Source organism: Holophaga foetida DSM 6591, from assembly GCF_000242615.2.
In the GTDB taxonomy this organism is placed as follows: Bacteria; Acidobacteriota; Holophagae; order Holophagales; family Holophagaceae; genus Holophaga; species Holophaga foetida.
The window spans coordinates 2,424,731-2,444,306 of sequence record NZ_KI912268.1 but is presented as its reverse complement, the minus strand read 5'-3'; the positions used below and the strand labels follow the sequence as shown (position 1 = coordinate 2,444,306).

Here is a 19,576-nt window from a genome sequence, read left to right as displayed (position 1 = left end):
CCTAATAGATGCTGGGATGTCTTGTATATTCATAGCCATAATCGTCTTTAGGCGTTGACATTCCAAGGCTTTTTACCAATAATTCTGCAATCAGACTAGAGAACGAATACGAAGGGAGTCGAAATGAATGGAAAAGTTGTTGAATTCAAAGTTGATTGGTCTTCCCGAAGCAAGCTTAGGGGGCCCGGGGAAAGGTCCCTGGGGGCGCTTCTGGAGGGACTTCGGCAGCAGCTCGCTCCCCAGGCAGAGGGCCTCTCCATCTCCTACGTCGACGACCGCGTCATGCGGAGGTTGAACCGGGAACACCGCGGAATCAACCAGACTACCGATATTCTGAGCTTCCCGGCTGAACCGGAAAAAGGGGCCTTCCAGCACCTGGGAGATTTGGTCATCAGCCTGCCTGTGGCAGAGAAAATGGCAAAAAAACTCGGGGTCAGCCGCAAAAGGGAGATAGAGACCCTGGTTATCCATGGATTCCTCCATTTGTGTGGGCACGACCATGAAACGGATGGAGGGGAGATGCTGGAGCTTCAGGCCAAGCTGGAGCGGGAGCTGCTGGAAGAGGAGCCTCTGCCCATGTCCTTGAAGCGGGGGCGGAAGCCTGGCAGCAAGGTCAAGGTCTTGAAGAGTGGCTCCAGGGTCGTGGTGACGGGGCGGGCCGCCAAGGCTCTGGCCCGGAGCCAGGAAGTCAAGAAGGTCAAGCCCGCCAAGAAGGCGGCCGAGGCGCCAGCCCCCAAGGCGAAGGCCACTCGGGGCCCCGGGCGGCCTCGCAAGGTGGCAGCGGCTTCGGCGGCCCCAGCAGCAGCGCCCAAGCGGCCGGTGCGGCGTAAGCGTGCCGTCCGGGTTCGCAGCGGTGTCATCTCCTAAAGCTCCTGTGGCTTGGCTGCTCTGGAAAAGGTAAAATAGGCGATTGGCCCCATCCGGGTCTTCCTGGGAGAATCTGTGATCCACGTAATGCTGGGCCTCGGTGCGGCCCTTGTTGTTGTCTTATTTCTCACATTGTTGAAGATGCATATCCTGATCTCCCTGCCTCTGGGGATCATTGCTGGAATTGGCCTCTTCATCTACCTCGGCCGGAGGGTCCAGGGGGAGCTTGAGAAGATCTTTAATCGCGCTGGGGAACTCCTGAAGAAACAGCAGTTCGATCCCGCCATCGCGATCATGAAGGAGGGCTACCGCTTCTCGCGCTGGCAGTTCCTGGTCAAGGGTTCCATTGATGGCCAGATCGGCGTGATTCAGTACCTCCGCAAAAAGAACGAGGAGGCCGAACCCCTCCTTCGCTCCGCCGCCATGAACCACTACATCGCCAAGTCGATGCTCGGCATCCTCCAGTGGAAGCGCGGGGAAAAGGCTGAGGCACGGAAGACCTTCGAACTGGCCATGAAGTCAGGCAAGAAGGAGAGCCTCGTGTACGCCGTCTACGCGTACGTCCTCATGGAGATGCGGGAGCGGGACAAGGCCATTGAGGTACTGGGCCGTGGGCTGACCTTCTGCAAGGGCGATGACCGTCTCCAGAGCAATCTCACCCTGATCCAGAACAACAAACCGATGAAGATGAAGGTCTACGGCGAGCAGTGGTACCAGTTCCTCCTGGAGCGCCCCATGCTCCGGCAGGAGCCCCCACCCTATGCTCGGGTTTCGAAACGCGGTATTCGTGGTTAACCTATGCTCTGTGTGTAATTAGTAGGATTTTAATCGGGAGTCTCAGCATGTCCGGCCACAATAAATGGTCAACGATCAAGCACAAGAAGGGTGCGGCCGATGCCAAGCGCGGCAAGATCTTTACGCGCATCCTCAAGGAAATCACCGTGGCTGCCCGTCTGGGTGGTGGTGATGTCGGTGCCAACCCCCGCCTGCGCCTGGCTGTGGATCAGGCCAAGGCCAGCAACATGCCCAAGGACAACTGGGAGCGGGCCATCAAGAAGGGCACCGGCGATCTGGACGGGGTCAGCTACGAAGAGGTTCAGTACGAGGGCTATGGCCCTGGCGGTGCTGCCATCATCGTTGAGGCCCTGACTGACAACAAGAACCGCACCACGCCAGAGATCCGCAGCTACTTCGCCAAGTTCGGCAGCGACCTGGGTGCCCTTAACTCCGTGTCCTACATGTTCACCAAGCAGGGCCAGATCGTGGTCGATCCCAGCGTGGACGAGGACAGGATCATGGAAGTGGCCCTGGAGGCCGGTGCTGACGATGTCGAGAGGCAGGACGAGGCCTGGATCATCACCACGGCTCCCGAAGCCTACCAGGCGGTCAAGGATGCCGTGGATGCCGCCGGTCTGCCCGTGTTGGAGTCCCAGATCATCAAGGCGGCCTCCACCTCTGCCGCCATCCCCGACGACAAGCTCAAGAGCTTCCTGAAGCTCATCGATCTGCTCGAAGACAACGATGACGTGCAGAACGTCTGGCACAACGCCGAGTACGACGAGCCTGAAGACTGATTGCTGTCACGCGAAGACGCGGAGGGCGCGGAGAAAGAATCTTTCTCTCCGCGCCCTCCGCGTCTCCGCGTGTGACCTACTTTCCGCCCGAGTATTCCTTCAGCCCATCGAAGGTGGGCGTGAGGGCCTTCTCGCCCTTGTGCCAATTGGCTGGGCAGACCTCTCCGTGCTCGTTGGTGTAGTCGATGGCGTCCAGGACTCTCAGCACCTCCTCCACGTTTCGACCCAGGGGAAGGTCGTTGACGGTGATATGGCGAAGGGTCTGCTGCTCGTCGGCATCGATGATGAAGAGCCCCCTGAGGGCTACGCCCTTGCCCAGGAGCACGCCGTAGTCGGCGGCGATGGTCTTGTTGATGTCCGAAACCAGAGGGTAGGCGATGCCCTGAATGCCTCCGGTCTTGCGCTCGGTGTTGGCCCAGGCCCAGTGGCTGAACTTGCTGTCTACGCTTACGCCCACCACCTGGGTATTCCGTTCCTTGAACTCCCCGATGGCATCGGAGAAAGCCAGGATTTCTGTAGGGCAGACAAAGGTGAAGTCCAGGGGGTAGAAGAAGAGCACCACTTTCTTCCCCTTGAACTGGCTGAGGCTGAAGTTATCAACGAACTGCCCGTCCACAAGGGCGTCGGCCTTGAAGTCGGGTGCAGGCTGAGTCACGAAGGCAGTCATGGTTCCTCCCCATTCGCCGGGTCACGTCCGGTTTGCTGACTGCTACTTAGTCTCAATTCCCGGGTGATCTGTGACAGACGAAAGCGGCCTCCTGACTCCCGTATGGGTCAGAAGGCCGCTCTTGGGGTGCGGGAAGCTATTCTGCTTCGGTCTGGGCGGAGCGGGTGCGGCTCAGGGCCTCCTGGTTGACCCAGATGCCCCGGAAGCGTCCCCAGAGGGAGCTGAAGCCCGGCTTCTGGCGACCCTGGGTGTCGAGGGCCTGGAGTTCAGTCTGGAGGAGCTTGATGGATTCCCTGCCCTGGAGTTCGGCCACGAGGGCGTGGCGGGATTCGAAGTTCAGGGGGTTGGCAGGGATGCGGGCCGTGATCTTCGCCACCCACAGCTTGCCGTCTGGCGTCCAGAGAATCGGGGTGGTCTGACCGACAGCGGTGTCCAGCAGCGCCCGGCGGATGCCGGAGTGCTGGGCCAGTTCATTCAGGGAGGCAAGGTTGACTGCCTGCTGGGTGGCGGTTGTTCCCAGGGCCTTCAGGTCGCCGCCCTGAAGCTTGGTCTTGGCGGATTCGAGGGTCAGGCGGCGGCTTTCTTCCATTCGGAAGGCGGCCAGGACTCGGTCGCGGATTTCCTTGAGGGGCGGCACTGCGACGGGGCGCTCCTCCTGGACCCGGAACAGGACGAAGCGGTTGCCCAGGGGCAGGACCTTGGAAACCTGCCCGACCTTGAGCCCGAAGACCTCGGCCAGGATGGGATCGGCCTCGCCCAATCCCTCCACCTTGGTGCCGGGTTCATCCAGGAGGGGGTTTGAAAGCTGGACCTTGAGGCTCTGGTTGCGGGCAGGGGCCGAAAGGTCCCCCTTGGCACCGGCGGCCTTGCGGACCTGCTCCAGGCGATCCTTGGCGCGGGCGATGAAACGGTCCTGGAGGAGCTGGGCGCTCAGCTCGGCTTTAACCTCGTCGAGGGTCTTGGTCTTGCGTCCTTCCAGCTTGATCAGATGGATGCCGAAGGAGGAGCGGACGGGGCGGCTGATCTCCCCCTCCTTGAGGGCCCTGGCCCCCTCGGAAAACCCCTTGTCCATGGTGGCCAGCTTGAACCAGCCCAGCTCACCCCGATTGCTCTTGGCGCTGGGATCCTGGCTCTGTTCCAGAGCGGCCTTGTTGAAATCCTGGCCGGTCAACAGCTTTTCGCGAAGGGCCTCGGCCTTCTGGGTGGCCTCCAGATACTCCGCGTCGCTCTTCGCGAGGAAGAGGATGTGGCTGGCCTTCAGCTCAAGGTACTGGGCCTGGCGGGACTCGTAGGCGGCCTTGATGGAAGCCTCATCCGGCTGGAGGGAGTTCCCGAAATCGCCGGGCTGGACGCTGATGTACTGGATCACTCGGCGGGGGCCCACCTGGAATCGGGCCCCAGAGGATGTCAGGAGGGCCTGGAGCCTGGCATCACCGGGATCGGCGACGGCAGAGGCATCCGGCGCCAGGGTGACGGACTCGAAGGATATCTTCTCGTTGCGGGTCCGGTTCTCACGCTCAACCCAGGCCTCATCCACGGGGATGCTGGCGGCTGCCTGGGCCTTCAGCTTGGTCACGGCCTGTTCCAGGCGCACTTCCTTCTCCCAGATGTTCAGGCTGGTGCCGCTCTCCTTGAGGATGCCGTTGATTTCGCTGGTGCTTCGCAGGCTGCCGTTCTGAAGGAAGATGGGGTACATCCGCAGGCGGGCTTCCAGGGCGGCGGCCACCTCGGCGTCGGTCACCACGATGCCGTGGCGCTCCGCCAGTTCCTCCGCCAGCTTCTGTCCCACCAGGGACTCCAGGGCCTGGGACTGGAGATAGGCTCCCATGGTCTCCAGATTGACCTGCTTGCCCAGACGGCGGACCGTGTCGGCCACCTTCTGTTCCACTTCACGCCGAAGAACGTCGCGGCCATAGACCCGCGCCAGCACGTTGTCCGGGGCCTCACGATCCGCACCGCTGGGTGCCAGATAGGCCACCAGCCCCAGTAGCACGACACCCATCACTACGGTCATGGGTGTCTTGCTGCCCTTGAACACCTGCCGGAAATTGCGAAGCATGGGAACTCCAAGTCAGAACTTCCTAGATTATCAAAGGTTCCCCCGATGGCCTAAACTGAGTATCCGAGGAATGCATGACTGTACGACCTGTGATCACCTGGGGAGACCCCCGACTCAAGCAGAACAGCGCCGATATCGGCGAATGGACCCCCGAGCTGCAGCAGCTCGTGGAGGACATGTTCGAGACCACCCTGGCTGAGGAAGGGGTAGGCCTGGCGGCTCCCCAGCTCGGCATCAACCTCAATCTGGTGGTCATCGACACCTCCTGCGGTCAGGATCCGACCCAGAAGATCGTGCTCATCAATCCCGAGATCACCGCCAGTGAAGGGGTGCAGAAGGGCTCGGAAGGCTGCCTTTCGGTGCCCGGCATCACCGAGATCCTGGAGCGCCCCAAGAAGGTCTGGCTCAAGAACCGTCGGCCGGATGGCACCTGGGAGGAACGGGTGGGGGAGGATCTCCTGGCCCGGGCCTTCTGCCACGAGATTGACCATCTGCGGGGCAAGCTCTTTGTGGAGTATTTTGGGCCTGTGAAGCGAGGCCTGATCCAGCGGAAGTACCAGAAGCTGAACAGGGGCTAGGATGGCCCGCATCGCCTTCCTGGGCACTCCTGCCGTTGCAGTCCCAGTCCTCCGTGCCCTGGCTGCCGCCCATCCCGTGGCGGCGGTCTTTGCCAATCCGGACCGCCCCCAGGGGCGGGGTCGGAAGCTGGAAGCTCCCCCCGTCAAGCAGGCGGCCCTGGAGCTAGGCCTGCCTGTGCACCAGCCCGAGAGCTGGAAGCTGCCGGAAACCCGGTCGCTCTGGGAGAGCCTGGGCATCGATCTGGCCATCGTGGTGGCCTACGGTCACATCCTGCCCACCTGGATGCTGGATGGCTGCTCCCCCTGGAACCTCCACTTCTCACTGTTGCCCCGCTGGCGGGGTGCGGCGCCGGTGAACCACGCCATCCTCAGCGGAGATTCCGAGACCGGCGTCAGCCTCATGAAGATTGCGCCGGGACTGGATGCGGGACCGGTGCTGGCCGTCTCCCGCCGCCCCATCACCCTGGAGGATTCGGCGGACGCTCTCCTCGGGGCCCTGGCGGAGGATGCCGCCGCCCTGCTGATGGCCCACCTTCCCGAGTTGCTGGCAGGGCCCCTATCCCCCCTCCCCCAGGACGAGGCCCAGGTCACCGTGGCCTCCAAGCTGGACCGTTCCATGTCTGTCCTGGACTTCTCCAGGAGCGCCCTGGCCCTGCACCGGCAGGTGAGGGCCCTCCAGCCCTGGCCCGGCGTCGAACTTGCGCTCGGGGAGCTCCGTCTCAAGGTCTGCGGTGTGGGAGGCCTCAGGGCCTGTGGCGAGACCCCTGGTACCCTCCGCTGGGACAAGGGCGGAGCGTGGCTCAGCGCCGGTGACGGCCAGGCCCTCGAACTCACGGGTCTCCAGCGCCCCGGCAAGCCCATCCAGCCCGCCCTCCAGGCCCTCCAGCCCTGGGGGGCCTCAGGCCGCATTACCGCTGATCGGATCCCCTGATGGTGCGGGATTCCCCACCCCTCGCGCGGTTGCGCCACACCCTGGCACTCCTGCTCATCGTGGTGCTGGCCGGCGCCCTGGGCTACCACCTCCTGGCCCACCTCGGCACCCTCGACAGTTTCTACATGGCCATCACCACCCTCTTCACGGTGGGTTTCCGGGAGATGGGCGACGTCAACGCCTACACCCAGTTCTTCACCATCTTCTACCTCATCACGGGCCTGGGCACCGCGACTTACGCCCTGTCCAACCTCACGGCCTTGATCGTGGAGGGGGACATCCAGGGCTATCTACGGGAGCGCCGCATGGAAAAACGTCTGGCCGATCTTCAGGATCACATCATTGTTTGCGGCTTCGGCAAGATGGGCTTCCAGGCCGCCTGGGAGCTGAAGCAGGCTGACATCCCCTTCGTCATCATTGAGCAGGATGAGACCAAGACCCACAACCCCCGTTTCGAAGGCGAGATCTTCCTGGTGGGCAACGCCATGGACGAACTCATCCTCTCGCGTGCAGGCCTGACGCGGGCCCGGGGGCTCATCAGCGCCCTGGCTTCGGATGCCGACAACGTGCTGGTCACCCTCACGGCCAAGCAGATGGCCCCGGATGTGGAGATCGTGGCCCGGGCCGCCAAGCTGGGCACCGAGAACAAGCTCAAGGCCGCCGGGGCGGACCATATCGTGAGCCCCTATGAGATTGGGGGGCGCCGCATGGCCAACCTCTTCATGGCCCCCGACATGATCAACTTCGTGGATGTGGTGGTCGACAGCAAGGAACAGCTGGAGTTGGCCCTGGAGCACGTGCTGGTCTCGCCCTCTTCCCCCCTGGCGGGCCTGACCCTGCGGGACACCCGCATCCGGGACACCACGGGCGCCCTGGTGGTGGGCATCAATCGCGCCGGTGAGGGACTGCGCTTCAACCCTAAGGGCAGCGAGACCTTCCAGGTAGGGGATGTGCTGCTGGTGCTGGGGCCCCACACCGCCCTGGAGGCCTTCGTGACCCTGGCCCGAGGCGTGACCGTGCATCCGAGGCGTCGGACATGAACTGGGACCAGCCAGCTCCTGAGCTTGCTTCGGGTGGGCGCCCCAACGTGGCCGGTGCCTGTCGCGAGGCCCTGAAGGCCCTGGTGGCGGGGCTCGGGGAGAAGCCCTTTCGGGCGGCCCAGCTTTTCGAGGGCCTCTATGTCCATCGCTGGACCCGCTGGGACCAGTTCAGCACCCTGTCCAAGGCCCTGAGGGAGCGCCTGGAGGCCGAGGTGGACCTAGCCTGGCCCGCTATCCAGGAATCCCGCACCGCAGAGGACGGCGCCACCAAGCACGCCTTCCTCCTGGGGGACGGCCAGCAGGTGGAGGGCGTGCACATGCCCTATGCCGACCGCACGACCCTCTGCATCTCCAGCCAGGTCGGGTGTGCCATGGGCTGCACCTTCTGCGCCACGGGCCAGATGGGCATCCGCCGCAACCTCAGCGCCGCCGAGATCGTGGGGCAGGTGGTTGTCATGCTCAACCAGCACCGGCACCCCGAGGGACGCCCGGTGAACCTGGTCTTCATGGGCATGGGGGAGCCCCTGCACAACCTGGCCCAGGTGATGGGGGCCTTCGAGATCCTGACGGATCCCAAGGGACTGGCCATCCCCCCCCGGCGCATCACCCTCAGCACCTCGGGTCTGGTGCCGGGGATCCGGCGCCTGGGGAGCTATGAGCGCCGCCCCCGCCTGGCGGTATCCCTCAATGCCACAACCGACGCCTACCGCGACCGCATCATGCCGGTGAACCGGGCCTGGAACCTGGCGGCCCTGGCCGAGGCCCTCCGGGCCTTCCCCCTGGCCAAGGGGGAGCGGATCACCCTGGAGTACGTCCTGCTGCGGGGCGTGACGGACTCCCGGGAGGATGCCGATCGCCTGGCAGCCTATGCCAGGGCCCTCCCCAGCAAGGTGAACCTCATCCCCTTCAATGAGCACGAAGGGGCGGGATATCAGGCCCCGGAGGAGGGGACCCTGGACCTCTTCTGCCGCATTCTCACCCAGAGCGGGGTGGCCGTCATGATCCGGCGCAGCCGGGGGCAGGAGGTGGGGGGAGCCTGCGGGCAGCTGGTGAAGCGTGAACCAGAGCTGGAAGGGTCCAAGGACTGAGGACGGACCTTGGTCATCAAAGCTCTGTTCCACTTGGTATGAGACTTCAGCCCAGCAGCCACTTCCGGATCTGCTCCGTCCACTTGGCCCGCCGATCGATCGGTCCCTCACCTGGAGCCAGCGCCTTGGCCCGGCTCTCCATGAGGTCCACCAGGCGTTCCAGTAGGTGCGGCTCCTCCTTCAGGCAGTGCTCGAAAGCGCCCTTGGGGAGTTCCACCAGTTCGCAGGGCGTTTCGGCCACTACGGTGGCGTTGCGGGGGGATCCGGTCAGGAGGCTGGCTTCTCCGAACCAGGTGCCCGGCCCCAGATTTCCCACGACCTCCCAAAAAAGGCCGGTGAAAGGCTCGTGGCGCTCCACAGCCCGGACCACCTGAAGCCGCCCGGAGATGACGGCAAACAAGGACTCCCCGGGGTCCCCCTCCCGGATCAGCCCCTCCCCGGGGGCCGCGTGCCTTACGAAGATCTGCCCCTTTAGGGACTTGGCCCAGTGAGGGGGGAGGTGGAGCCGTTCCAGGAGCTGCCGGAGGTCTCCTTCGGCAATTTCCCGGGTCCGGTGGTGGGGCGTGGTGGCTCCATGGGGCCCCAGAAGGGAGAAGCCTTCCCGGGGCAGGATGGTGTTGGCGAGACGCACGGCCTGGAAGTTCCCCTGGCGCCCGTGGCGGAAGCCCAGGGCCCACCAGCGCATCTCCAGGACCGCGCCCCCCATGTCGAAGCTGTGGGCCACCACCTCGGGCCGATGATCCCGCAGGTGGGGGATGCCCCCCAGGGCCGCCGTGAGCTTGTCGATGGCCACGTGCAGATCGGGATGGGGCTCCACCACCACCCGGGCGGTGCGGCGGTGCAGGCCGGAGGGAATGTAGAGATTGGTGACCACGGCCTGGGCCAGGATGCGGTTGGGGAAGATGTCGGTGTCGCCATTCTCGGTCCGGAGCTGGACCGCCCGCCAGGTCATGGCCACCACCTGGCCCACGAGGGTCTCCCGGCCTGGACCGCCCCGCAGGTTGCCCGTGACTTCCAGCCAATCGCCCACCTGGAAGGCGGAATCCAGTTGAAGGCTGATGCCGGCGAAGAGGTTGCCCAGGACCTCCTGGAGGGAGAGGCCCACGACCGCCGCGGCGATGGCACCTGTTCCCAGGAGGGCCCCCAGGTTGACCCCCAGGAGGCTGTGTACCAGGAAGGCGCCGCACCCGATGTAGAGGATCACCATCAGGATGTCCCGGGCGAATCCCGGGCCCGCCGTGCGTCGGTTGCGCAGGAGGGGATCCAGAAGGAAGAAGGAGACGGCCTTGATGGCCAACAGGGAAACACAGGCCCACAGGATCAGGTCCCCGGCCCGCCGTAAACCCTGGCTGGCCGTGAATCGTGGCAGCACGAAGGCCAACCCCGCCAGAAGCAGCAGGAGGAGAATCCAGGCAAAGAGCCTGCGACCAGGGGTGATGCGAACATTGAGATCGCGGAACATGCCAAAAGGATAGTCCAGGGCTGGGGGAATGGTGCGAATTTGGTTGGCCGTCCCTCCTGGGGCAACCCGCTTGCGGTGGTCTTGACCATTTCTTCGGTTGTGTCCCCTCACTGGACCCCTGAGACTGGAATCCAGTGCCATGAAGACACCCTGCCTGAAACTCCTTTCCCTGCTGATGCTGGTCCTTTGTCTGGGCGGTATTGGTCGTGGACAGACGCCACTGAAGGCTCGGCACGGGGTGATGGACCTAAGAACCGTGGATCTGGCCAGAGGGGGAGCTGTCCACCTAGACGGCGAGTGGGAGTGCTACTGGGGCAGGCTGGTCGAGCCCGGGGATCTGCCTGTGGCAGGATCCCCGCCCTATCTGTCCCTGCCGGGGGCATGGAATGGGAAACCGCTGGGGAGCATGCCTATTCCCAGCACAGGCATGGCCACTCTCCGGCTCAAGGTGCTCTTGCCGTCAGGGCCGACCCCCCTGGGTCTCCGACTTTGCAACATCCAATCGGCCTACCGTGTCTGGATCAACGGGGCCCCCTCGGGGGGGAGCGGGGAGCTCGGCGCTTCTCAGGGGGAAGAGACCCCGAACCCCGCCATTCTCATTCACGCTCTGCCGGAAGGCGTGACGGAGGCTGAGATTCTTCTGCAGGTTACCAATCAGCATTTCCATCAGGGGGGGGTCCTGGCTTCCATCGCACTGGGGGAGATCGGGAAGCTGCAGGCGAATCAGGCGCGCAGTTGGGGCAGAGTCCTCTTTTTCGCTGGCAGCCTGCTGATGATGGGTATCTACCACCTGGTCATCTATTGGTTCCGCAAGGACAGCACCGCGACGCTCCTCTTTGGCACCTACTGCATTCTTTGGGCGGGCTTCATGTTGGTGGTGCAGACCCACGGTCTGACCCTCCGCCTCTTTTTCCCGGAGCTGGCCTTCGAGGACATGGAGCGGGCCAAGCAGTGCTTTCTCTTTCTGACAGTGCCCGTGGGCTTCGCCTTCTTTCAGGTGCTCTACCCCCAGGAACTCTCCAGGCGGGTACTGCTGATCTCGGTGGCCATGGCCGCTGCAGCAACTTTGCTGGCGCTGGTTTTGCCCACTCGGGCTCTGTTCTTCCTGCTCACCACCTACTACCTGCCAACCTTCGGCTTCATGTTCTATTGCCTCTTCGGCCTCTATCTGGCCCACAGGAGGCAACGGGAAGGTGCCACCTTCATCCTGGCGGGGTTCCTCATCCTCGGCCTCGCTGGACTTCATGACGCCATGGCTGCCCTGGGTTGGCTCCCGCCGGGACCCTGGATTCAAGTGGGGATGCTGGTCTTCGTCCTCTTCCAGGCGCTGACCCTTTCCCTGCGGCTTTCCAAGGCCTTCACAGCCGTGGAGCACCTGTCCTCGGTTCTGGACCACAAGAATCTGGCCCTGGAGGAGGAGATCCAGGAGCGGGGGCGTCTGGAGCGGGACATCGTCAGGGTGAGCGAGGACGAGCGCCGGACCCTCAGCCACGAGCTCCACGACGGGATCTGCCAGCAGATCACCGGGGCGCTTCTGCGGTGTCGGGTTGTGGCCAGGAACCTCAAAACCGAGGGACAGGACGACTCAGGCATCCAGGCCATCTCGGAACTGCTGGATGAGTCCCTCAGTCAGGCCCATGAGATCGCCAAGGGATTGAGCCCTGGGCTCCTGAATACCGGTGGTCTGGGGAACGCCCTGGCTGAAGTGGTGCGCCGCACCCGTGAGACCCATGAGCTGAGTTGTGAGTTGGAGGATGATGACAGCTGCGTCCACCTGGATGAGGTCGCCACCAACCAGCTTTTCTGGATCGCCCGGGAGTCCATCCTGAACGCGGTCAAACATAGCTCCCCCACCCAGATATGGGTGCGGTTGCGAAGAGTCGGGGGGGCGCTTCGGCTCGAGGTCGAGAACGATGGTACTTCCAGCAAGACCGCCAGGGGTGCAGGCATGGGCCTCCGCATTATGGAATACCGAGCCAGCCTGGCGGGGGGCAGCATCGATTTCAATATTCGGATGGGAGGCGGATGGCTTGTAACTTGCGCCGTCCCTTTCCCAGCGACCTCCCCTGAGCTGGAGATTTCATGAAAGCAGGGATTCGCATCTTCATGGTGGAAGACCACCCGGCTGTTAGGCAGGGCTTGCGTCTCCTGCTCGAACAGGAGGGCATCCAGGTCTGTGGCGAGGGGGAGTGCACAGACGAGGCTTTGAAGGCGATTCCCAGCTGTGATCCAGACCTGGTGCTGGTGGACCTGTGCCTGGGAGAGGATGACGGGCTGGAGCTCCTAGGCCAACTGCTGCTCCTGGCGCCGGACCGTCCCCTGCTGGTCTACTCCATGTTCGAGGATGCGGTCCACGTCCGGCGGGCCCTTCGGGCTGGGGCCATGGGTTATGTCACCAAGCGGGAGGCGGCGGAGGTCCTTGCCCTCGCCATTCGCGAGTGCATGGCTGGTCGCCGTTACCTCAGCAGCCGCGCCCAGCGAAGCCTCGACGAGGCGCCCATCCAGGCCAGTGCCCAGGAAGTCCTGAGCGCCCAGGAACAGCAGGTCTACGAGCTTCTGGGGAAGGGTTTCAGCACCTCGGACATCGCCAGGGAAATGGACCTCAGCCCAAGGACCATTGAAAGCTACTGCGGCCGGATCCTGGTCAAGCTCAAACTGCGGGGCATGAAGGAGCTGAGACGCCAAGCCGTGTCTGTCCGGGTGTGAACCCGCAGGCGAGCTGGATTGCTCTCGGGACAGGGCAGAGTGTGAAGGCAGCAGGGCGAATGCAGGGGTTTTCCCCTACAGACAGGAATGTCTAATGTCGCTAGGCTTCCGTTATGCTTCCATTCTCTGGCGGGGGACTTCTCTCATAGCAGATCGCCCTGTTGCCAGGACACCTCCTGTTTACTGACCCATTGAGCGAGGCCTGCTGATGTTCTCCCTGTGTCTGCGGAAACGGTTTGCCCTTGCTGTCCTGGCCTGTATTTCTCAGATGGGTCGGGCCCAAATGCCCTCCCCCTGGGAGTGTACCGCAGGCTATTCGGCCTTCCGACTGTCCTCCTCCGGGTCTGCACAGACCCTTGATGGGATTACGGTCGGCGGAGCCCTGCAGGTCAAAGGTCCATGGTCCTTCGAGGCTTCATTCAGCAAACACGCCGGGCGAGAGGCCGATTACGTCGATCTGGATCAGTGGATGGTCCTGGCCGGTCCCCGTTATACCCTCCCGGCCTTCGGCCGATGGCAGGCTTTTGCCCACTTGATGGTGGGCAGAGGGCAGTTGAACGGATCCACCGAGTTCGATAGCGCCCAGAGTGCCTCACTGGTTTACGGCCCAGGCCTCGGCGTGGATTTCGTGATCAATTCCGGTCTGGCCCTGCGGTGCCAGGGGGATTTCCTGACGACCCGCTATGCCGACAAGACCCAGCAGAATCAAAGCCTTTCCCTGGGTATTGTCCTCCGGAAATGATTCCCCTGCCAACCAATGCCAACAATGAGGTGGACCCCATGGGACACGTCGCAGCTTTCCCCACCCAGGGCTTCGGCCCCCGGCGCTGGGCACCTATCGTCCTCTGCCTGGGGCTCTCCCTCAGCATTGGATGTTCCGGACATGGGGGAGGAGGCGGGGTCTTCAGCAACCTCGAGCAGCGCTTCTCCCTCAGCGCCAGCCCTGCGAGCCTGGAGATTCCCTCCGGAGGCAGTGGTTACCTGACGGTGACAGTCACCCGGTCCGGGGGCTTCACCGGGGCCATCACCCTGGCGGTGGAGAACCTGCCCACGGGTGTCGTGGCCAGCGGCAGCATCCCGGCCGATGCCTCCACGGGGCGCCTGACCATTGCCGTGGCGGAGGGCGTCGCAGCCCAGAACCTGGGGAGCCTGAGTCTCCAGGGGAGCTCCGGCACCAAGAAGCAGACCACGAGTCTGGCGCTGGGCATCCTGGCGCCGCTGCCCGCGTCCAGCCTGCCCACCGGAAGCACGGTGGCCTCGGGTACCGATCAGAGCGGGGGAAGTCTCCAGAACCATGCCGTCGCCCTGGAGCACGTGAGCATCACCACCGCGAAGAACCCCCAGGAGACCGTGGAGCTTCGCCACGGCTTCCTGCCCGCCCCCCAGCCCAGCCTTCCCTGAACACCATCCATCCAGAGGACTACCCATGCGCCGATCCCTTCTTCCTTCCCTGGCGGCTGTCCTGGTCAGCCAGATGCCCTTCGTGGCCATGGCCACAGAGGCCCTGCCGAACCCTCAGATCGCCTACCAGGGACGCCTGCTTGAGGGCACGCTGCCGGTGACCGGCAACCGGACCTTTGTCTTTGCGATCCTGGATAGCGGCGGGGCCGAACTCTGGAACTCAGGAGATCAGGTTCTTTCGGTGACCAACGGGCTTTACGCCGTGGTCCTGGGGGGCACGGGGATGACCGCCATCCCGACCGAGGTGCTGGCCAAGCCCAACCTCAAGCTGAGGGTGGCCATCGGGGGCACGACCCTGACGCCGGACACGGATCTGGTACCCGCGCTCCAGGCCCGATCGGCCTTCGAGCTGACGGGGAGCTTTGCCGGGGATCTGGGGGGGACCCAGTACAAGACGACTTTGCAGAGCCTGCAGGGCTTCCCCCTGGACCTGACGACGGCAAATCCCACCAGCGGGCAGTCGCTGGTGTTCAACGGGACGAGCTGGGTGCCTCGGGAGGTGACCGGAGAGCAGGGTGCCACCGGCCCCCAGGGACCCGTCGGGCCTGCGGGGCCTACGGGCGATCAGGGGGCCCAGGGCATCCAGGGGATTCAGGGCGCCACTGGGGCTGTGGGCGCAACCGGAGCGACCGGTGCCACGGGCGCGGTGGCCAATTTTCGGAATGCCTGGTCTTCTTCAACAACCTACGCCGCCGGGGATGCCGTCTCCGAAGATGGGACCAGCTATGTGGCCCTGACGATCAGCACAGCGATTGATCCCGCAACGGACGTGAGTGGTTCCGGGGGCCATTGGGCGGTGCTGGCCTCGAAGGGGGCGACGGGTGCCCAGGGCGTGGCCGGTCCGACGGGGCCGACTGGTCCCACGGGCGCCCAAGGCATCCAGGGCCCTCAGGGCGATACCGGCGCTCAGGGCCCAGCAGGGGTTGCCGGACCTCAAGGAAACCACGGGTTCTACCGGTGCAACCGGCGCGACAGGGGCAACCGGAGCCACAGGCGGGACAGGCCCGACCGGGCCCACGGGAGCAGCTGGTACTGCCGGTGCGGCCGCCACCATTTCCATCGGCACCGTCACGACTGGAGCTGCTGGGAGCTCGGCTTCGGTGACCAATACTGGGACTACCTCCGCTGCGGTTCTCAATTTCACCATCCCCCAGGGAGCCACCGGGGCCGCGGGCTCAGCTTCTGGAGGGCTGCAGGTGGTGGACAAAAATGGGAATGTGTTGGGTAAGGTGTCTACAGCTACGAATTACGGATTCACCATAGTGACATCGGCCGGCTATCTCATGGATATGCAGTGGGATGGCACTTGTTATCCTGCGCAGGTCTACTTCACGACCTTTTCGGGGGGGGTCTGCGGGGGCACTGCCTATCTGAATGACGGCAGCGGAGGCGGGGCTGTGATCTGGGGGAAGACGGCTTACTGGGTGGGGTCGAAGAACAGTTTCATGGTTCCCAGCACTGTCGAGACCTCTGGGATCAGTCTTTCTGTGCCGTTCTATGCCGCCGGTATAGATAACCCCACTTGCGGAGGTGCTGGTAATGACGCCAACGGATGGCTCCTGAAAACCATCACCAATTCGGAACTGGGTCTGCCGACAACCATTACGGCGCCCCTTGTGCTGCAGTAGCTTTACTCCACCCTTCAGCTAATCGCAAAGACTCGCTGCATAAGGTTGGTCCTCATGGGGTATTTCACAGATTCCTTGAAGCGTTGTTGCTGGCTTCCCCGCTGGGCACCCACCGTTCTCTGCATTGCCCTCTCCCTCAGCCTCGGTTGTTCGGGACACGGGGGGATGGGTTTTCAGCAACCGTGAACAGCGCTTCGCCCTCAGCGCCACTCCCACCAGCCTGGTACTGAGCATCCTGGCCTCTGGAGCGGACCAGGCCGGGGGGAACCTCCAGAACCATCCCGTGGCCCTGGAGCGGGTGAGTATCACCACCGCGAAGAACCCCCAGGAGACCGTGGAGCTTCGCCACGGCTTCCTGCCCGCCCCCCAGCCCAGCCTTCCCTGAACACCATCCATCCAGAGGACTACCCATGCGCCGATCCCTTCTTCCTTCCCTGGCGGCTGTCCTGGTCAGCCAGATGCCCTTCGTGGCCATGGCCACAGAGGCCCTGCCGAATCCCCAGATCGCCTATCAGGGGCGCCTGCTTGAGGGCACGCTGCCGGTGACCGGCAGCCGGACCTTTGTTTTCACGATCCTGGATAGTGGTGGTGCCGAGCTCTGGACTTCGGGGGAACAGACCCTTTCGGTGACCAACGGGCTCTACGCCGTGGTCCTGGGAGGCACCGGGATGACCGCCATCCCGACCGAGGTGCTGGCCAAGCCCAACCTCAAGCTGAGGGTGGCCATCGGGAGCACGACCCTGACGCCGGACACGGACCTGGTGCCCGCGCTCCAGGCGCGGTCGGCCTTCGAGCTGACGGGGAGCTTCGCCGGGGATCTGGGGGGGACCCAGTACAAGACGACTTTGCAGAGCCTGCAGGGCTTCCCCCTGGACCTGACGACGGCAAATCCCACCAGCGGGCAGTCGCTGGTGTTCAACGGGACGAGCTGGGTGCCTCGGGAGGTGACCGGAGAGCAGGGTGCCACCGGCCCCCAGGGACCCGTCGGGCCTGCGGGGCCTACCGGCGCTCAAGGGGCTCAGGGCATCCAGGGGGTTCAGGGGGCGACTGGGGCTGTGGGCGCAACCGGAGCGACCGGTGCCACGGGCGCGGTGGCCAATTTTCGGAATGCCTGGTCTTCTTCAACAACCTACGCCGCCGGGGATGCCGTCTCCGAAGATGGGACCAGCTATGTGGCCCTGACGATCAGCACAGCGATTGATCCCGCAACGGACGTGAGTGGTTCCGGGGGCCATTGGGCGGTGCTGGCCTCGAAGGGGGCGACGGGTGCCCAGGGCGTGGCCGGTCCGACGGGGCCGACTGGTCCCACGGGCGCCCAAGGCATCCAGGGCCCTCAGGGCGATACCGGCGCTCAGGGCCCAGCAGGGGTTGCCGGACCTCAAGGAAGCACGGGTTCTACCGGTGCAACCGGCGCGACAGGGGCAACCGGAGCCACAGGCGGGACAGGCCCGACCGGGCCCACGGGAGCAGCTGGTACTGCCGGTGCGGCCGCCACCATTTCCATCGGCACCGTCACGACTGGAGCTGCTGGGAGCTCGGCTTCGGTGACCAATACTGGGACTACCTCCGCTGCGGTTCTCAATTTCACCATCCCCCAGGGAGCCACCGGGGCTGCCGGCTCGGCTTCTGGAGGGCTGCAGGTGGTGGATAAGAATGGGAATGTGTTGGGTAAGCTGTCTACAGCTACGAATTACGGATTCACCATAGTGACATCGACCGGCTATCTCATGGATATGCAATGGAACGGAACCAGTTATCCTGCGCAGGTCTACTTCACAACCTTTTCCGGGGGAGTCTGCGGGGGCACTGCCTATCTGAATGACGGCAGCGGGGGTGGGAATGCGATCTGGGGGAAGACGGCTTACTGGGTGGGATCAAAAGACAGTTTCATGGTTCCCAGCACGGTCGAGACCTCAGGAATCAGCATTTCCGTGTCGTTCCATGCCGCTGGTATAGATAACCCCACTTGCGGCAGTGCTGGTTATGACACCAACGGATGGCTCCTGAAAACCATCACCAATTCGGAACTGGGTCTGCCGGCGACCATTACGGCGCCTCTTGTGCTTCAATAGCCTTAATCTACTCATCAGCCAATCGCAAAGACTCGTTGCATAAGGTTTGTCCCCATGGGTCATTCCCGAGATCTCTCGAATTGTTGTAGCCGCCTTCGGCGCTGGGCACCTATCGTCCTCTGTCTGGGGCTCTCCCTCAGCATTGGATGTTCCGGCCATGGGGGAGGCGGGGCCTTCAGTAACCTTGAGCAGCGCTTCTCCCTGAGCGGCAGCCCCGCCAGCCTGGAGATACCCTCCGGAGGCAGCGGCTACCTGACGGTCACGGTCACCCGTTCCGGTGGTGCATCGCCGTATTTCAACAGGTTCAAGTTCTACTAATCGTGGGTGTCAGCATTGCCCTCCATCTGTCTCAACATGATCGTCAAGAACGAGGCGCCGGTGATCCGGCGCTGCTTGGCCTCCGTGCGACCCTGGATCGACGCCTGGGTAATCGTGGACACGGGGTCCATGGACGGCACCCAGGCCTTGATCCGGGAGGCCTTGGCTGGAATTCCCGGGGAGCTCCACGAGCGTCCCTGGGTGGACTTCGGGCATAACCGCAGCGAGGCAATCGCCCTGGCGGGGCGGCGCTCGGACTACCTCCTCTTTATGGATGCCGATGATGTTCTCCTGATGCCTCAGGGCTTTGCTTGGCCCGCGCTGGGAGAGGATGCCTACACCGTGCTGCACCTGGATGCTGGGCTGGAATACCGCCGATCCTTCCTGGCCGCCACCCGGCTACCCTGGCGCTACGAGGGCGTGCTTCACGAATACTTGAGTTGTGAGCTGCCTCATCGGATGGAGGCAATGGAGGGTCCGGCGATTCTCGACCGCTGCCAGGGCGCCCGCAGCGCGGACCCGCGAAAATACGAGAAGGATGCGGCGGTGCTGGAGGAGGCCCTTCGGAAAGAGCCGGGGCACACCCGCTACACCTTCTATCTGGCCCAGAGCTACCGGGATGCCGGCCAGGCGGAGCGCAGCCTGGAGATGTACGAGCGTCGGGCAGCCCAAGGCGGCTGGGAGGAAGAGGTGTGGTACGCCCTCTACCAGGTCGCCCTGCTCAAGGAATCCCTGGGGCATGCCAGGAGCGAAGTTCTTGGCGCCTACCTCAAGGCCTACCAGATGCGTCCCGGGCGCCCTGAGACCCTGGGGCAGCTGGCCCGGTACTGCCGTCTGGCCGGAGATCATCATCTGGCCTATCTCTTCGCCCGGCAGGCGATGGAGATCCTGCCCTGCACGGACATCCTCTTCGTGGACCCCTCCTTCGCCCAGTGGCGGAACCGGGACGAGTACGCCGTGGCCTGCTACTGGACGGGGCGCTTCGGAGAATCCCTGAAGGTCTGTCGGGAACTGTTGGGGGGCACGGAGCTCCCGGTGGCGGAACATCCCCGCGTCACGGCGAACCTGGATTTCGCCCAGAAGGCTCTGGCCCGCTGAGTCCCAAGGGGAACGGCCCATTTCCGA

20 protein-coding genes and 1 pseudogene are annotated in these 19,576 nt (G+C 63.9%); 18 read left to right on the top strand and 3 right to left on the bottom strand.

Going from position 1 to position 19,576, the window contains the following annotated elements; genetic code table 11:
* Window positions 1–123: 123 nt before the first annotated feature.
* From ybeY to HOLFODRAFT_RS0210945, 4 genes and pseudogenes are all read left to right on the top strand, one after another.
* A pseudogene (ybeY, locus tag HOLFODRAFT_RS25800) lies at window positions 124–483 on the top strand (rRNA maturation RNase YbeY); the annotation flags it as partial.
* A gap of 36 nt (window positions 484–519) precedes the next feature.
* Complete coding sequence (locus tag HOLFODRAFT_RS25295; protein WP_244432616.1) at window positions 520–867, top strand: hypothetical protein; 348 nt, start codon at window positions 520–522, stop codon at window positions 865–867.
* A 141-nt stretch (window positions 868–1,008) separates the two neighbouring features.
* On the top strand, window positions 1,009–1,662 hold the full coding sequence (locus tag HOLFODRAFT_RS0210950) for a hypothetical protein (RefSeq protein WP_026939249.1): 654 nt from the start codon (window positions 1,009–1,011) through the stop codon (window positions 1,660–1,662).
* Window positions 1,663–1,709: 47 nt separating this feature from the next.
* On the top strand, window positions 1,710–2,441 hold the full coding sequence (locus HOLFODRAFT_RS0210945) for a YebC/PmpR family DNA-binding transcriptional regulator (protein WP_005031349.1): 732 nt from the start codon (window positions 1,710–1,712) through the stop codon (window positions 2,439–2,441).
* A gap of 76 nt (window positions 2,442–2,517) precedes the next feature.
* Here the strand turns inward: HOLFODRAFT_RS0210945 and HOLFODRAFT_RS0210940 are convergent, their stop codons facing one another.
* Complete coding sequence (locus tag HOLFODRAFT_RS0210940) at window positions 2,518–3,108, bottom strand: peroxiredoxin (protein ID WP_005031350.1); 591 nt, start codon at window positions 3,106–3,108, stop codon at window positions 2,518–2,520.
* Between the two features lie 136 nt (window positions 3,109–3,244).
* Window positions 3,245–5,167, bottom strand: coding sequence for a peptidylprolyl isomerase (locus HOLFODRAFT_RS0210935; protein WP_005031351.1), 1,923 nt, complete (start codon window positions 5,165–5,167; stop codon window positions 3,245–3,247).
* A gap of 74 nt (window positions 5,168–5,241) precedes the next feature.
* Here HOLFODRAFT_RS0210935 and def point away from each other — a divergent pair, with 74 nt between their 5' ends.
* The 4 genes from def to rlmN are packed head-to-tail and all read left to right on the top strand — an operon-like array spanning window position 5,242 to window position 8,804.
* Window positions 5,242–5,745, top strand: coding sequence for a peptide deformylase (gene def, locus HOLFODRAFT_RS0210930; protein ID WP_005031352.1), 504 nt, complete (start codon window positions 5,242–5,244; stop codon window positions 5,743–5,745).
* Window position 5,746: 1 nt separating this feature from the next.
* A complete protein-coding gene (locus HOLFODRAFT_RS0210925) occupies window positions 5,747–6,676 on the top strand; it encodes a methionyl-tRNA formyltransferase (protein ID WP_005031353.1) in 930 nt (309 codons plus the stop codon).
* Window positions 6,676–7,716: a potassium channel family protein gene (locus HOLFODRAFT_RS0210920; RefSeq protein ID WP_005031354.1), complete on the top strand. Its 1,041-nt coding sequence runs from the start codon at window positions 6,676–6,678 to the stop codon at window positions 7,714–7,716. Before HOLFODRAFT_RS0210925 ends, HOLFODRAFT_RS0210920 begins: the two co-directional genes overlap by 1 nt.
* Window positions 7,713–8,804: a dual-specificity RNA methyltransferase RlmN gene (rlmN, locus tag HOLFODRAFT_RS0210915; protein ID WP_005031355.1), complete on the top strand. Its 1,092-nt coding sequence runs from the start codon at window positions 7,713–7,715 to the stop codon at window positions 8,802–8,804. The genes HOLFODRAFT_RS0210920 and rlmN overlap by 4 nt, the downstream gene beginning before the upstream one ends.
* 46 nt (window positions 8,805–8,850) lie before the next feature.
* Here rlmN and HOLFODRAFT_RS0210910 read toward each other — a convergent pair whose 3' ends face one another.
* Entirely contained in the window at window positions 8,851–10,266 is a 1,416-nt protein-coding gene (locus tag HOLFODRAFT_RS0210910) for a mechanosensitive ion channel family protein (protein WP_005031356.1), read from the bottom strand.
* A gap of 139 nt (window positions 10,267–10,405) precedes the next feature.
* Between HOLFODRAFT_RS0210910 and HOLFODRAFT_RS20680 the strand changes: the two genes are divergently transcribed.
* The 10 genes from HOLFODRAFT_RS20680 (at window position 10,406) to HOLFODRAFT_RS0210865 (ending at window position 19,549) form a co-directional block, all read left to right on the top strand.
* Window positions 10,406–12,352 carry a sensor histidine kinase gene (locus HOLFODRAFT_RS20680; RefSeq protein ID WP_005031357.1) on the top strand — a complete coding sequence of 649 codons (1,947 nt, stop codon included), beginning with the start codon at window positions 10,406–10,408 and terminating at the stop codon, window positions 12,350–12,352.
* Window positions 12,349–12,972 carry a response regulator gene (locus HOLFODRAFT_RS0210900; RefSeq protein ID WP_005031358.1) on the top strand — a complete coding sequence of 208 codons (624 nt, stop codon included), beginning with the start codon at window positions 12,349–12,351 and terminating at the stop codon, window positions 12,970–12,972. Before HOLFODRAFT_RS20680 ends, HOLFODRAFT_RS0210900 begins: the two co-directional genes overlap by 4 nt.
* A 208-nt stretch (window positions 12,973–13,180) precedes the next feature.
* Entirely contained in the window at window positions 13,181–13,714 is a 534-nt protein-coding gene (locus HOLFODRAFT_RS0210895) for an outer membrane beta-barrel protein (RefSeq protein ID WP_005031359.1), read from the top strand.
* Between the two features lie 38 nt (window positions 13,715–13,752).
* Window positions 13,753–14,373, top strand: a complete 621-nt coding sequence (locus HOLFODRAFT_RS0210890; protein ID WP_148300422.1) for a hypothetical protein — start codon at window positions 13,753–13,755, stop codon at window positions 14,371–14,373.
* Window positions 14,374–14,398: 25 nt separating this feature from the next.
* Window positions 14,399–15,661: a collagen-like domain-containing protein gene (locus HOLFODRAFT_RS25090; RefSeq protein WP_052572540.1), complete on the top strand. Its 1,263-nt coding sequence runs from the start codon at window positions 14,399–14,401 to the stop codon at window positions 15,659–15,661.
* A gap of 55 nt (window positions 15,662–15,716) precedes the next feature.
* Complete coding sequence (locus HOLFODRAFT_RS25085) at window positions 15,717–16,061, top strand: hypothetical protein (protein ID WP_211237951.1); 345 nt, start codon at window positions 15,717–15,719, stop codon at window positions 16,059–16,061.
* A gap of 124 nt (window positions 16,062–16,185) precedes the next feature.
* Entirely contained in the window at window positions 16,186–16,446 is a 261-nt protein-coding gene (locus HOLFODRAFT_RS0210875) for a hypothetical protein (protein WP_005031151.1), read from the top strand.
* 25 nt (window positions 16,447–16,471) lie between these two features.
* Window positions 16,472–18,133 carry a collagen-like domain-containing protein gene (locus HOLFODRAFT_RS25520; RefSeq protein WP_052572539.1) on the top strand — a complete coding sequence of 554 codons (1,662 nt, stop codon included), beginning with the start codon at window positions 16,472–16,474 and terminating at the stop codon, window positions 18,131–18,133.
* A 54-nt stretch (window positions 18,134–18,187) separates the two neighbouring features.
* On the top strand, window positions 18,188–18,451 hold the full coding sequence (locus HOLFODRAFT_RS24505) for a hypothetical protein (RefSeq protein WP_005033327.1): 264 nt from the start codon (window positions 18,188–18,190) through the stop codon (window positions 18,449–18,451).
* Window positions 18,452–18,457: 6 nt separating this feature from the next.
* Window positions 18,458–19,549, top strand: a complete 1,092-nt coding sequence (locus tag HOLFODRAFT_RS0210865; RefSeq protein WP_043485816.1) for a glycosyltransferase — start codon at window positions 18,458–18,460, stop codon at window positions 19,547–19,549.
* The last annotated feature ends 27 nt before the right edge of the window (window positions 19,550–19,576 follow it).